This is a genomic window from uncultured Halovibrio sp. (assembly GCF_913056445.1).
Taxonomy (GTDB): domain Bacteria; phylum Pseudomonadota; class Gammaproteobacteria; order Pseudomonadales; family Oleiphilaceae; genus Halospina; species Halospina utahensis_B.
Genome location: NZ_CAJXMA010000073.1, coordinates 1 through 14,175, shown reverse-complemented (window position 1 = coordinate 14,175; position 14,175 = coordinate 1). Strand labels below are relative to the sequence as shown.

Annotated in this window: 14 protein-coding genes; 9 read left to right on the top strand and 5 right to left on the bottom strand. The window is 63.6% G+C overall.

Annotated features, from left to right (window positions below):
- The 4 genes from QZ501_RS12255 to QZ501_RS12240 all read left to right on the top strand — a co-directional run.
- A partial coding sequence (locus tag QZ501_RS12255) for a DNA topoisomerase III (protein ID WP_295719833.1) occupies positions 1-2,149 on the top strand: 2,149 nt, incomplete at its 5' end.
- Between the two features lie 133 nt (positions 2,150-2,282).
- Positions 2,283-2,984, top strand: coding sequence for a response regulator transcription factor (locus QZ501_RS12250; RefSeq protein WP_151441607.1), 702 nt, complete (start codon positions 2,283-2,285; stop codon positions 2,982-2,984).
- Between the two features lie 17 nt (positions 2,985-3,001).
- Positions 3,002-4,462, top strand: a complete 1,461-nt coding sequence (locus QZ501_RS12245; protein ID WP_295719831.1) for a FecR domain-containing protein — start codon at positions 3,002-3,004, stop codon at positions 4,460-4,462.
- Positions 4,459-7,083 carry a CHASE2 domain-containing protein gene (locus QZ501_RS12240; RefSeq protein ID WP_295719829.1) on the top strand — a complete coding sequence of 875 codons (2,625 nt, stop codon included), beginning with the start codon at positions 4,459-4,461 and terminating at the stop codon, positions 7,081-7,083. The genes QZ501_RS12245 and QZ501_RS12240 overlap by 4 nt, the downstream gene beginning before the upstream one ends.
- Before the next feature lie 6 nt (positions 7,084-7,089).
- On the opposite strand, the gene QZ501_RS12235 is transcribed toward QZ501_RS12240, so the two are convergent.
- Positions 7,090-7,659 (bottom strand): fibronectin type III domain-containing protein, encoded by a 570-nt coding sequence (locus QZ501_RS12235; protein ID WP_295719827.1) that lies wholly within the window; start codon positions 7,657-7,659, stop codon positions 7,090-7,092.
- On the opposite strand from QZ501_RS12235, the gene QZ501_RS12230 reads away from it, so the two are divergent.
- The 3 genes from QZ501_RS12230 (at position 7,645) to QZ501_RS12220 (ending at position 9,146) form a co-directional block, all read left to right on the top strand.
- A complete protein-coding gene (locus QZ501_RS12230) occupies positions 7,645-8,145 on the top strand; it encodes a GNAT family N-acetyltransferase (RefSeq protein ID WP_295719825.1) in 501 nt (166 codons plus the stop codon). The two genes, QZ501_RS12235 and QZ501_RS12230, sit on opposite strands and share 15 nt — an antisense overlap.
- Positions 8,146-8,319: 174 nt before the next feature.
- Positions 8,320-8,670, top strand: coding sequence for a hypothetical protein (locus tag QZ501_RS12225; protein ID WP_095617789.1), 351 nt, complete (start codon positions 8,320-8,322; stop codon positions 8,668-8,670).
- A 35-nt stretch (positions 8,671-8,705) separates the two neighbouring features.
- Entirely contained in the window at positions 8,706-9,146 is a 441-nt protein-coding gene (locus tag QZ501_RS12220) for a VOC family protein (RefSeq protein ID WP_295719823.1), read from the top strand.
- On the opposite strand, the gene eda is transcribed toward QZ501_RS12220, so the two are convergent.
- Positions 9,147-9,800 (bottom strand): bifunctional 4-hydroxy-2-oxoglutarate aldolase/2-dehydro-3-deoxy-phosphogluconate aldolase, encoded by a 654-nt coding sequence (gene eda, locus QZ501_RS12215; RefSeq protein WP_295719822.1) that lies wholly within the window; start codon positions 9,798-9,800, stop codon positions 9,147-9,149.
- Between the two features lies 1 nt (position 9,801).
- Entirely contained in the window at positions 9,802-10,485 is a 684-nt protein-coding gene (locus QZ501_RS12210) for a 6-phosphogluconolactonase (RefSeq protein WP_295719821.1), read from the bottom strand.
- 70 nt (positions 10,486-10,555) lie between these two features.
- Between QZ501_RS12210 and nudE the strand changes: the two genes are divergently transcribed.
- Entirely contained in the window at positions 10,556-11,119 is a 564-nt protein-coding gene (nudE, locus tag QZ501_RS12205) for an ADP compounds hydrolase NudE (protein WP_095617785.1), read from the top strand.
- Here the strand turns inward: nudE and QZ501_RS12200 are convergent.
- Positions 11,107-11,778 (bottom strand): glutathione S-transferase, encoded by a 672-nt coding sequence (locus QZ501_RS12200; RefSeq protein WP_295719818.1) that lies wholly within the window; start codon positions 11,776-11,778, stop codon positions 11,107-11,109. The genes nudE and QZ501_RS12200 overlap by 13 nt on opposite strands.
- A gap of 186 nt (positions 11,779-11,964) precedes the next feature.
- On the opposite strand from QZ501_RS12200, the gene QZ501_RS12195 reads away from it, so the two are divergent.
- On the top strand, positions 11,965-13,143 hold the full coding sequence (locus QZ501_RS12195; RefSeq protein WP_143421422.1) for a DcaP family trimeric outer membrane transporter: 1,179 nt from the start codon (positions 11,965-11,967) through the stop codon (positions 13,141-13,143).
- A gap of 25 nt (positions 13,144-13,168) precedes the next feature.
- Here QZ501_RS12195 and QZ501_RS12190 read toward each other — a convergent pair.
- Positions 13,169-14,175 (bottom strand): hypothetical protein (locus tag QZ501_RS12190; protein WP_295719814.1); only part of this gene is annotated, 1,007 nt, incomplete at its 5' end.

Genomic DNA, 14,175 nt, shown 5'->3' with positions numbered 1-14,175 from the left:
GCTTGCCCGAGCCATTGCAACCGCCATCACCAACAATCCCCAGCGCCGGCAGGGATACCTGGACTGCGGGGGTGGCGTGTGTGTGAGCTGGTGTGTGGGCCACCTGCTGGAACCCATTGAGCCCGGGGACTACCGGCCGGAATGGCGACGCTGGCGCATGGACCTCCTGCCCATGATCCCGGAGGACTGGCAGCGGCGCCCCAAAGACGATGTCCGGGACCAGCTGAGCGTTCTGGAGCGACTGACGGCGGACGCTGCGGACGTGATCCATGCCGGGGATCCGGACCGGGAAGGCCAGCTGCTGGTGGATGAGGTACTGGAATGGTGTGGTGTGTGCGGCGCCGTCCGTCGCGTGCTGATCAACGATCTCAACCCTCCTGCCGTGCGCCGCGCCCTTGAGGAAGAAAGCAGCAACCAGCGCTTTGCCCCGCTCAAGGCCTCGGCGGAGGCACGCCAGCGCGCGGACTGGCTCTACGGCATCAACCTGAGCCGCGCCTACACCCTTCACCACCAGCAGCAGGGCAAGGAGGGAGTCTTCTCAGTGGGCCGTGTCCAGACGCCCGTTCTCGGGCTGGTGGTCGCACGGGACCGGGCCATCGAGGACTTCGAGCCCACGCCCTGGTTCCAGCTGGATGCCGCCCTCGCCCCGCCGGACACGCCGGACGCCCTGTTCCGGGCCCGCTGGCAGCCCGGCGAAGTACATTCCGCCCATATCGACGAGGAAGGTCGCCTGCTCCGGCGCAAACCCGCCGAGGACGTGAAAGCGAAGGTCACCGGGCAGGATGGCGAGATCACGGACGCCCGCTTCCGCGAACGCAACGAGGCACCACCGCTGCCGCTCTCACTCTCCGTGCTCCAGATCACGGCCGCCAAGCGATACGGGCTGGGTGCCGAGCAGGTGCTCAGCGCCGCCCAGTCCCTCTACGAGAAACACCGCCTCATCACCTACCCGCGCTCGGACTGCCGCTACCTGCCCGAAGCGCACTGGGAGGACCGCCAGGAACTGCTCGAAGCCATCCAGCGCAACCTCCCGGATCTGGCCCCCGAGGGCGTGCCGGACGATCCCGGCCGCCGCAGCCGTGCCTGGGACGACGGGAAAGTAAGCGCCCACCATGCCATCGTTCCCACCCGCCGGGTGATGGACCTGCAGAAGCTCAGCACCAACGAGCGGGCCGTCTACGACCTGGTGGCCCGTTTCTACCTGATGCAGTTCGAGCACGACGCCATCCACCGCGAGGGGCACCTGAGCGCGACCATTGCCGGCGAGCATTTCCGGGCTCGGGAGACCGGCCTGCTGTACGCGGGCTGGAAACGGCTGGAACCCGTTCAGCGCCGCCAGGAAGCGGAAAAGCCAAAAGCCCCCCTGCCGCGGCTGGATCCCGGCACACCAGTCCATTGCCACGAGGCCCGCTGCCTGGAGAAAACCACCCGGCCCCCTCTGCCGTTCACGGACGCCTCACTGCTCTCGGCCATGACCGGCATCGCCCGTTTTGTAAAAGACGAGGCCCTGCGCCGCACCCTTCGCGAGACCGACGGCCTGGGCACGGAAGCCACCCGTGCGGCCATTATCCAGACTCTTTTCAACCGGGACTTCCTGTACCGTGAAGGCCGCTCCATCCATGCCACAGGCAAGGGTCGTGCCCTGATCGATGGCCTGCCGGAAGACGCGACCACCCCGGACCGCACCGCCATCTGGGAATCCCGGCTGGAAGCCATCCGCCAGGGCGAGGCGGACACGGACGCCTTCCTGACCCAGCTCGCCAGCGACATCCGCACCCTGATCGAACCCGCCCGCAGCGCCTTCGCCCCACCGGAACCGGAACAGACCGGTGTCCACTGCCCACGCTGCCGGGCCCCGATGCGCCGGCGCAGTGGCCCTTATGGGGAATTCTGGTCCTGTTCGCGCTTTCCCGGATGCAAGGGAACGCGCCGCATCACAGAGCAGCCGGAACCCCAGGATGAACCGCAGGCGCAGGCTGAAGGGACATCGGATGGCATGGACCAGGCGCCGGTGCCCTGCCCCTATTGCTATGCGCCACTGGTCCGCCGCAATGGACGCAACGGCCCCTTCTGGGGCTGCAGCCGATACCCTGGCTGCCGCACCACGGTACCGGACCGTGACGGGAGACCCGACACCCGTGCCGTTTGACATGATTTCAGGGAATACCGCCAACGCCTTGAGAAAGCAGTGGCACTGATCCATGTTACCCTTTACAACATTTCAACAACTGCACCACAGGATCGGCCTGTGGAACGCTGTATGAAGGAACCCGGAGGGCCCAATGCGCATTGCACTTCTGGAGGATGAGCAGGAACAGGCGGACCGCATCGCGGAGCTGCTTGAGAAAGACGGGAAACAGTGCGACTGCTTCCCGACCGGTCAGGCGTTTCTCAGTGCCGTCACCCACAAAAGTTACGACCTGCTGATTCTCGACTGGCAGATTCCCGACATCGACGGGATCGAGGTCCTGCGCCAGGTCCGGCTCAACCTGGATTGGCCCATACCGGTACTGTTCGTGACCCAGCGCGACAGCGAACAGGACATCATCCAGGCCCTGGACGCCGGTGCCGATGACTACCTGGCCAAACCGCTGCGCCCGGGCGAGCTGCTGGCACGGGTTCGGGCGCTGCTGCGCCGGGTTCATCCGGAAGTGGAGAAGGAGGAGCTGGTCTTCGGGCCCTTCGTGATCAACACCACCAAACGCACCATCCACTGCCACGGTGAACTGATCGAACTGACGGACAAGGATTTCGACCTGACCCTATTCCTGTTCCAGAACCAAGGCCGGCTGCTCACCCGGGAAATGCTCCTTGAGCGGGTCTGGGGCGTATCCAGCGACATCAATACACGGACCGTGGACACACACATGAGCCGCCTGAGACGGCGGCTGGGCATCAAGCCGGAGAATGGCTACCGCATCAAGACCATCTACCAGCGCGGTTACCGGCTGGAAGCGGTGGACCAGGAGGCCGAAAGCGCCTGAAGGCGGGTTGGAGTTCCATGGGGCAGCAGGCAGTCGCAACCAGTTCAGTAGCACGCGGACCAATCCGTCTGTGGCCCTTCGTGATGGCCGCAATGGTGCTCTGCGCCATGCCGGCCAGCGGCGATGTCGCGCGCGGTTCCGCCAACGCGGAGCTCACCCTGGCACCGGCCCCCGCGGATTCCGATGGCGACTGGACCTACACCATCAAACCCGATGACACCCCAGCCGCCATCGCCGACCGCCTCCTCTCTGAAAACCGCAATGCCGGCCAGCTCATGGGTTACAACGGCCGGGCACGGGATGCAGCGCTGGAGCCCGGCAACACGCTCCAGGTGCCCGTTCAGTGGCTGGAACGCCGCCCCAGACCGGCCAGGGCAATTGCCGTGCGTGGCCAGGCCTGGCGGACCAGTCACCCGGAAGGCACCCGGGATCTGCTGGACGAAGGCGACCGCCTGAACGTCGGTGATGGCGTACGCACCGCCAGTGATGGCTATGCCCGCATCAGGCTGGCGGACGGCTCCACTCTGGCCATCGAGCCGGACTCCCGCCTGCAGTTCAACCGCCTGACCCAGTATGGCCGTGGTGCCATGGCCGATACCCGCATGAACCTGAAGCAGGGCCGCATCGAAACGCATGTGGAACCCACGGAAGAGAACGGTTCGCGGTTCGAGATCCATACGCCTTCCGCCGTGGCCGCCGTGCGTGGCACCCGTTTCGGCCTCGAAGCCCGCGAGGACGGCACCCTGCTGGAGGTGCGCGAGGGCGAGGTCTGGTTCGGTACCCGCCAGGACATGCAACCGATCCGCGAAGGCTATTCCGCCTTCCTTTCGCCCGGACCCGGCTCAGAGCCGGTGATCCGGCCCCTGCCACCCACATCACAGCTCGCCTCGAACGAGGACGGCCTTGAATCCGAGGTCCCCCTGCAGGCTCGGCCGGCAACGCTGCAGACCCCCGCCCAGGACGCCACCGTGAAACAGGGGCAACCGGAATTCGAGTGGTCTCTCCAGGGCGACTCCGAGCAGGCCCGTGTCGAAGTGGCACGCTCGGCCGCATTCGAGGAAACCATCGCCACCAGTACCTGGGAAACCGGTGACAGCGCACGCGTGAATGAACCACTGGAACCGGGCCAGTATTGCTGGCGGGTGGCAACACGCGCCGGCGGCGAGAGCACGGCGACCAGCCCGGTGAACTGTTTCAGGCTTGCCGGCAGCCTGGACGCTACCCGTGTCATCAGTGCCAATACCATCGACGACCGCGTCAACCTGTACTGGCAGAGCGTTGACAGTGCCGATGGCTACCGCATTCAGATCGCCGAAGACCGTGATTTTGAGCGCATCGTGCAGGACCGGGAGGTCAGTGAACCCGAAATCCGGATGCGCCTGGACCCCGGAGAGCGCTATCATGTGCGCGTAAAGGGCCTGGCTCCACCACCCATGCACAGTGACTGGGGAGAGGTTCGCGAAATCGCCGTGGAATGAACCACGAACCGGAAGGGATCTTCCGTATTATGGAAACCGCCGAGCTGCTGCCCTCCCGCCGTCTGGCACGCTGGCATCTCGCCCTGCCCCTGCTCGCCGTGCTGGTTCTGCTGCTCAGTACCTCCACCACCCAGCGGCTGGACTTCTGGCTGCACGACACCTTCATCCGCCTGATGCCGGTCACACCACCGGACGACCTGGCCATTGTCGCCATTGATGAGAAGAGCCTCGGAGCCCTCGGCCGCTGGCCCTGGCCCCGCCACCGCCATGCCAGCCTGATCAATCGGTTGGATGAGGCGGGTGCCGGACCCATCGCACTGGATATACTGTTTACCGAGCCCTCGCAAAATGGTCACGACGACCGGCTCCTGGCCGAGGCCATGGAACGCCACGGCAACGTGATTCTGCCCCTGCATATCTTCCCGGGAGACAGTGAAACGCCGTTGCGGGAATTCCTGCCGACTGCCCGGCTGACCCGGGCAGCAACGGCCCTGGGCCATGTGCATGCGGAACTGGACGACGATGGCATCGCCCGCACTCTGTTCCGGCGCCAGGGACTGGGAGAGGCCACCTGGCCCAGCCTCGCCGATGCCGTGGCCATGCAGGCCGGAATCCAGCGCCGGGCACCTGCGGCGACGGAACAGGCGGCGCCCTACGTGAACGTACGCAGCCACCGTGTCCATGTTCCCTTCACCCGGACCGGAGCGATTCCGCGCTTTTCCTATATTGACGTACTGAAAGGCCGGGTACCGGATTCCCGGCTTGCCGGCCGCACGCTTTTTGTAGGCCACACCGCCGCCGGCTTTGGCGATGTGCTGCCCACGCCCCTGTCCGGGCGCGGCAACCCCCTGACCGGGGTGGAGTTCCACGCCAACACCTATGCCGCCATGGCCAGGGACCGGCTGATCCATCCGGGATCGCTGTGGCCTGTGGCCGCTACCGGCATCGCTATCATCCTGCTGATCACACTGGCGTTTCCGCGCATGCGGCCAACGCGCACACTGCTGCTCAGCCTCGGCCTGACCGCTCTGCCCCTGCTGCTCAGTGCCCTCGCCATGCGCTGGCTCCAGCTCTGGATGCCCCCTGCGGCGCCGGCAGTGGTGGCGGCACTCGCCTTTCCCCTCTGGACGGCGGAGCGCCTGGCGCTGCTCACCCATTTCCTCAACCGCCAGCTGGACGCACTCGGCCATGAGCGCGATGTGCCCACCAGCGAGCTTGCGGATACAGCACCAGCACGCCTTCTGGAACATCTGGAGGAACTGCTGGGCGCACGGGATGGCTGGCTTGTTACCGAGGGGCAAGCGGTACGGGGGCAGCCTCCCGTGACCACCCACCAGTTCCAGCAACCCGGTAAGTGGCAGCACGAGGCCACCACCAGCCGTGTCCGCTTCCACCGCAACGGTGCCTGGCATGAGCTGGGCCTGGTCTGGCCCACGAGCGGTACGGACGATGCACGGCGCGCCTATCTGAACCGCCTGCCCCTGCACGCCGGAACCGCGTCCGCCGCCATCAAAACCAGCCGTGAACGACTGTCACGCCGTATCCAGCGCGTCCATTCCGCAGCGCTCAACCTGGCCGGCATGCGCCGGTTCATCGGCACAGGATTCGAGCGTATGCCGGATGGGGTCATTGTGACCGACGCCCTGGGTGTGATCGAGTTCGTTAACGGGCACATTGCGGCGTGGTTCGGCACCCCCCGCGAGAGCCTGCAGGGCATGCCACTGGCCCGGCTTCTGGCGGGTTCGGTACCCTACACGACCCCGCCACCCGGAACCCGGAACTGGCGCGACGCCGTCCTGTCGGTACTCACTGGCGGCACTCCCCTCACGGCGGAGCTGCCACTCGGGCAGCAGACCCTGCTGTTTCACCTGACGCCCTTCGGCCGGAGCCCCTGGCGCCAGCCCGGCCTGATTGCCAACTTCTCGGACATCACCGATCTGCGTGAGCGCCAGCGCCAGTATCGCGAAGCGATTGATTTCATCTCCCACGACATGCGCTCCCCCCTGGTCTCGCAGCTGGCGCTTCTGGATCAGCTCCAGCGCGAGAACCGTCATGCGGACCCGGAGACATTGGGCCAGATCGCCCGCCTGGCCCGGCGCAGCTATGAACTCGCGGAAGAATTTGTTCAGCTGGCCCGGGCCGAGGACCTCACAGAGAAACGCTTCTATGAATGCGAACTGCTGACCATTGCCGAGAACGCGGTGGATGCCGTCCAGCAGCAGGCCCGCAGCCGGGGAATCCGGATCGAACTGGAAGGGGAAGAGGATCTGTGGCTGCAGGGCAATGCGGAACTGCTGGAGCGGGCCGTGATCAACCTGCTGACCAATGCCCTGCAGTACAGCCCTGAATCCACGGAAGTGGCGGTCACAGTGGAGAAAGCCGGAGGCTATGGCATTGTGGCGGTGGCGGATCAGGGGCCAGGCATTGCCCCCGAAGACCAGCCCCTGGTGTTCCAGCGGTTCCGTCGCCAGCAGGACCAGGAGATGGGCGGCCCGCACGGGGCGGGCCTGGGCCTGGCCTTTGTCCAGACCGTGGCCGAGCGTCATGGCGGCACTGTGGATCTGGTCAGCACCCTGGGGCGCGGGGCCACCTTCCGGCTGTATCTGCCCCTGGTGGACTGAGGTGCATCAGATGGTTTTGCTGGCCGGCTCAGCCCGGACGCTCTCACGGCCCTCGGAGTCCACTGTTTTTACAGAGAAGTACCATTTGCCTTCGTTCAGGTCTTCCACTGTGTACTCCATATCCTGACAGTCCTTGCAGGTCACTTCCGTGCTGTTGTTGAGCTGTTCCGGGTCCTGCCCCCAAAGCACCACATAATGGGAAATCTGACCGTCCGGAAGACCAACACCATTCACCCGATAACCTGGTGCGTCCCAGCTCAGCACCGCACTGTCCGGCTTCACACTAGCCGTTTCCTGGGTGCTATCCTGATTACTGCTGCGATCAGCTTCACTGCCCTCCGATCCGGAGTCGGAACCGCCACCTCCCTGGCAACCGGCCAGAACCAGACCAAGGATCAGGCTGCTGGCCGCACGGATAACCAATTTTCTGGCGGGATATGACATCTTTTTGCACCGGTTTGTTGACATTTCAGTGCCAAGGCTACCCGCCAACTTTGTAAAAGTGTGTTTAATCCAGATGTGTTTTGGTACGTTGCCGGAGACAGCACTGAGGTCAGCCCCATGAACGCGATCCACTACCAGCGCCTGCTTCCGGAAGCGGACACCACCCCGCTTCTGAGCCTCTACAGACGCAGCATCGCCTCGGTGGATGACGGTTTCTATTCAGCGGCACAGCGCCATGCCTGGACCCAGTGGGCGGTGGATACGGCGGGCGCGGATGCACAGCTGCGGCAGGGGCTGACCGTGGTGGCGCTGGCCGACGGCAGCTCCGTGGGGTTTGCCCAGCTCTGCCCGGCGCACCTGGTGAACATGCTGTATGTGGACGACAGCTGGCAGAGGCAGGGAATAGGAAAAACCCTTGTTACCCAACTCGAGACCGTTGCCCGCCAGAGTGGCATTGCCACCCTGAGCACGCGGGCAAGCGACGTCTCCCAGCCCCTCTTTCGCAGCCTTGGCTTCGAGCCGGTACGGCGTGAGCAGATCCGCGGCACCAGGGGCGTTACCCTGATGCGCACCCTGATGCACAAGCCGCTGCACCGCCACTCCGACCAGCGACCTTGACTGAGTGCACAGTCCTTTAAGGCAAATGCGTGCGCCCCTTCACACGTCGGGCACAAAATGAACTAGAGTTTGTAAACAGACGTAACATGATGTATTGGATGCTGCGGCCGCAAAGGCATAATGGCGGTTGATCCTAACCGCGCAAGCCGGCAGGCACAGGGGAGGCGATACAGGGTGCTGCTCAGATCTCTCTGGCGACGAAGCAGACGGCAATCGGAAAAATCCGGCAACAACGGGTTCCGGCTGCGTGATCATCTGACCTACACCGGTGACTACCACCTGGAGCGCCTGAGCAAACTGCTGGAACTGCGCTACCAGCGGAAATTCCCCTGGAACAGTGACGACAGTATCCGGGACATGATCCATTTCGCCTCCCGGGTTCAGGATCAGGATATCCAGCGCGAGCTGCTGCTGTTCTATCTGAACTGCTCCCCTGCCGTTCAGGAGTATCTACGCAGCGGCGGCATTGTCGATGCCTCCCATTACATCCACAATCCCAACCGCAACGGGGACGGTTCCGACTGACCCCGCCTGTCACGTTCCACAACAGGAGGCACCCCATGGAATACCTGCACACCATGGTCCGAGTCAGTGACCTTGAGCAGTCCCTGCACTTCTACTGCAGCCTGCTCGGCATGGAAGAGGTCAGCCGCCGGGACAGCGAGAAAGGCCGGTTCACACTGGTGTTCCTGTGCGCACCGGGCGACCGTGATTCCGCACACGCCAATAAATCGCCCATGCTGGAGCTGACCTGGAACTGGGATCCGGAAGAATACACTGGCGGCCGCAACTTCGGGCATCTGGCCTACCGCGTGGAAAACATCTACGAGCTGTGCCAGTACCTGCAGGACAACGGTGTCACCATCAACCGCCCACCCCGGGATGGTCGCATGGCATTCGTGCGCTCGCCGGACGGCATCTCCATTGAACTGCTGCAGAAAGGGGACGCACTGGAGCCCCAGGAACCCTGGGCCTCGATGGAGAACACCGGTACCTGGTGATCAGTCCAGATCCCTGAGGGTATCCGCCGCAAGCTGTTCGAGCCCGGGCCAGTCCCGGGCCCTGATCCGTTCCTCCGGCACCAGCCAGGTACCGCCAACCGCGGCCACATTCGGCTCCCGCAACCAGGTCCCGGCATCCTCCCCGCTGATACCGCCGGTTGGCACCAGCCAGGCCTCAGCAAAAGGTCCCAGAAGGGAGCGCACCATGGGTAGACCACCACTGGCCGCCGCCGGAAAGAACTTGAACCCGCGATAGCCGAACTCAAACCCTTTCAGCAGTTCCGTCGGGGTTGCGACACCCGGCAGCAACGGAATGCTGGCCGTAACACCATACCGCAGGAGGGTGTGCGAGGCTCCGGGGGAGACGGCAAAATCGGCCCCCGCATCAATGGCACTGTGATAATCCTCGATGGAGCGCACCGTCCCAGCCGCCAGCACCAGTTTCGGGAAGCGCCTGCGCAGGCGCTGGAGCGCCGGCAGGCCGGCGGATGTCCGCAGTGTGACTTCCAGAACGCGGATGCCAGCGCTGATCAGCGCGTCGGCTACCGGTTCCGCGTCGGTTTCCTCGTCCAGAGTCAGTATTGGCACCACCCGGGCACGGCGCAGCCAGTGCTCAAGATCGTGCTGGTGATGGCAGCCAAAGTCGCTGTGCATATCAGGGGCTCCAGTAAACGCTCAGAGGGGCCGAAAGCAGACGGGCCACAGGGTATGCCTGCCAATCCAGGCCGCTTTCCTCAATCCGTTCCAGCAGCGCCCGCTTGGCATCCCCGGAAATCAGCAGCATCCGCTCCGTGGCCTGTGCCAGGGCCGGCCAGTTCAGGGTGAGCCGTTCAACCGGCCCGCTCGCGGCATGGGTCGCCACCACCGCGGGCCCGGCCGTGTTCCGGAGGGCCTCAAGTGATGCCGCATCCCCCGGGAACCAGGAGGCACTGTGCCCATCCTCGCCCATGCCCAGAACCGCCACAACCGGTGGCCATGGCACGCGGTCCATCAGGGCCCGGGCCTCCAGGGGCTGATCCAGGGGCACAAAGCGGGCACCGGCGGCCTGGCCGGTCAGGAGACTTCGGCGGATCAGCCATTCATTGCGGGATTCCGGCTCCGGCGGACTGGCCCGTTCGTCCACCGGCATCACCCACACCCGCTCCCAATCCAGGGCACAGTCAGCCAGGCATTCAAAGAACTGGACCGGTGAACGCCCTCCCGAGACCAGGAGGGTGACCGCCTCGCTCCGGGCCAGTACCCGGCGCAGGGCACTGGCCACATGACCCGCCAGCGCTTGGGCCTGAGCTTCCCTGTCGCTGAACAGGTGCCACTCTGGAGTATACCGGTTGCCATTCATGGTTTTGCGCCCTGCTGCCATTCCAGCCAGACTGTTGGCCTTACCGTCTCACAGAACAGGCCCTGAAACCATGGAAAACAAGCCCGAGATACTGGACACACGACTGGTCGCCCGCAGCCGACTGTTCGGGATCGAGGAAGTGCATCTGCGTTTCACCAACGGCACCGAATGCGAGTTCGAGCGCCTGCGCACCCCGCCGATCGCCGGCATCATGTGCGTACCGCTTCTGGACGACGACACCGTGGTGCTGATCCGTGAATACGGAGTGGGAACCGAGGAATACCACATCACCCTGCCCAAGGGCGGTACCGAACATGGCGAGGACTGGCGCGAGACCGCCAACCGGGAGCTCCAGGAGGAAGCCGGATACCGGGCGGAACACCTTGCCTGGATGAAGGACATGACCCTGTCACCGGGCTACATGGGCCATCACATCCGGGTGATACTCGCCGAGGGGCTGAGCGAGTCCCGCCTCCCGGGCGACGAACCGGAACCGCTGGAGGTCTTCACCTGGAAGCTCTCACAACTGGACGAGCTCGTGGCCCGGGAAGACATGAACGAGGCCCGGGTGATCGCCGCCCTGTACATGGCCCGGGATCTGAAACAGGGCGGCAGGCCAGTTCAGGAGGCGTAGGCGTACTCGCCGCCGGCCTCCAGGGCGCGCCGATAGGCCGGGCGCTGCTGGTAGTTCTGCACATAACGGGCAATGTTGGGGTAACGCCTCCCCGCCATCCCGGAAGCCACCACCGCTTCCAGCGGGAAGCTCATCTGGATATCCGCCGCTGTAAGACGCCCATCCACAAACCAGTCCTGGCGCGCCAGATGGTCCTCCACAAACTCCAGGTGGGAGGCGATGAGCGGACCCAGGAACATCTTATGGGTCTTGTCGGCAATGCCTTTGGCCACGGGCCGCGCGAAGAACGGCATGGGCCCGGTGCGGACCTTCTCGAACACCAGCCGCATGACCAGTGGCGGCATGAGTGACCCTTCCGCGTAATGCATCCAGAAGGTCCAGTCCAGAAATCCCTCATCCCCTTCTTCCACCAGCAGACGCCGCTCCGGGTCCTTGCGGGCCAGGTAATCCACGATGGCGCCGGATTCGGCAATCACCCGCCCTTCATCCTCAATGACCGGGGACTTTCCAAGGGAATGGACCTGCTTGAGGCTCTCCGGTGCCAGGCTGGATTTCGGGTCCCGCTGGTGATGCTGGATGCCGTAGTCCATCCCCAGCTCCTCCAGCATCCAGAGAATGCGCTGGGACCTCGAGTTGTTGAGGTGGTGCAGTGTGATCATGGGTGCTTCCTGCGTTGAGACGGGTGTACCGATTCACTACGCAGGGCGTGCGGCCACGGATCAATGAATTTCGACCAACGTCTAATTGCGGCAATCCCGTACGCCACGCAGGCTCATTCTTAACGGAAGACAGCAGTCGTTCCGGAATGAGCCGTGCTCAAGCTCTGTCTAAAAGGAGAAATCACAATGAACAAAAAACTCTCAGTGACTGCCCTCGCGATTGCCATCGGTGCCGCTTCCAGCGGTGTCCAGGCTCAGGATCTCGAGGAGCGGGTTTCCGCACTGGAGAACACGCCGCTGGCGAATACGAATTTTGATGTTGGTGGGTTTATCAAGCTGGATTCCCACCTTACCCAGGCGACAGATGGCGACTCCTCGGCGTCCGAGGAATTCCTCGTTCCTTCCGCAATTCCCACAGGGGGCGATAACAGCAGCACAAACTACAACACAAACGCAAAGCAAAGCAGGATCTTCTTCAAGACAACAACAGACACTGATATCGGTGAAGTAGGTACCTATATTGAAGTGGACTTCCGCGGTGCTGGCGGTAATGAGAATGTCTCAAACAGCTATGGGACCCGCCTCCGTCATGCCTTCATGACGTTTCAGGACTTCACCATTGGTCAGACCTGGTCCACCTTTCACGACGTAAGCGTTCTGCCGGAGAATCTGGATTTCGTCGGCCCGGTAGGCACCATCTTCAATCGTCAGGCTCAGATCCGTTACAGCCCGGGTAACTGGGATTTCGCAATCGAAAACCCTCAATCCAACCTTCAGGACGACGTGGGCGTAGCAACTAACTTTGACAACTCAAGCGTTCCAGACCTGGTCGCCCGTTACAACGTTCCCATGGATTCAGGACATGCGAGTGTCGCTGTTCTGGGACGTGAAGTCTCCTATGAAGGTGACTTCGCCACGGATCAGGATACCCGCGAAAAAGCTTATGGGTATGGTGTTTCCCTCTCTGGCAAAATGCCAGTAGGTGATCAAGGCAGCGATATCCGGGCCCAGCTTAACGCTGGCAACCTTGGACGCTACATCGCTCTTGGCGCCTTTAACCCTGGCTATGTCGAAAGCAACGGTGATATCGAGCTTATCAACCAGATGGGCGGCTTTGTCTCCTATCGTCACATCTGGACCTCCCAGTGGCGCTCCAATTTTACAGTTTCACACGTTTCCTCGGATAACGATGATGAGATGGGCAACGTGATGAAGAGCGCCAGCAGCGCACATGCCAACCTCATCTATTCGCCAATCTCCAACCTGGATCTCGGTGGCGAAGTAATCTGGGGGGACAAGGAGATGGAAAGTGGCAGCAACGGTGAGCTGCACAGGCTGCAGTTCACCGCCAAGCTCGGGTTCTGATCCGGACCCGTTATCCTGCGGATCATCATCCGTGCTCCGTTTGGCCGCCACCCTGTGTGGCGGCCTTTTTAATGGTATCCAGTGGGGTCAGCGTCCTGCGGATACGGAGTCTGTGGCGGCCATTCAGCTGCTCCAACCGTTCAGAAAGCGCCCGGGAGAGCTGGCGCCTCAGATCATCACGCACGCCATTAAGCCCTTCCCTTAAACGCTGTTCCAGCCTGTCCCGATTCGCCCACTCGTCCGCCTCGATCATGGCCCAATCGATACTGATCCAGGCAGCGGTACCCGCAACAAGGCCACAGCCTACCGCCAGCGGCCCGGTCGCTCCGCAGATACCCAGTCCCGCCAGCGCCGCTGATCCGGCCCTTGAGGCGACCCTGCCCGCACCCCGGGCTGCTGCAGCGCGGCCTCCGGAGGCCACCGCCGCGCGTGTTGCCGCCCGCCACACCAGCGCCCCCGTCGCAATCCCCCCTGCACCGCTCAGGGCCAGGCGGTTCTCCAGCCTGCTGCGCTCATCCGCCATGACCCCTGACGACAGCCCATCCAGATCCAGTGCACGGGGATCATTCTCCCTGGCGTGGTTGAGGGGCGGGGGCACCTCATAGTCCGACAGGGCGGCCTTCATCATACGGCGCCACCCCGTCCGGGTCCGCTCCGCATAGCGGCCCGCATCCGTTGCAAGCCCACGCTCCAGCACCACCAAACGCGAACGGAAATCCGCCTCCTCAAACAACAGTTCCTCGGTTCTGCCGACCACCAGCGCCCTGCCTTCAAAGCCCATTTTCTCCAGCGCCCATCCACTCAGGCGGGTGTATTCACCCCCGAGGCTGTAGTACCAGTCCAGAAACGCCGGGACCTGCTTCTCGACAGGTTCGAAGAGCCGGACCATACCCCGTTCGAGACGCTCCTCCAGCCCCTCCCTTGCGAGGGCACCCCCCAGGCGGAACCAGATCCCCGAACGCGCCTGAAGTGCCGGCAGGCGGGATTGCGGCACCCGATAGTGACTGCCATCAAGCACCAGATGCAGACGTG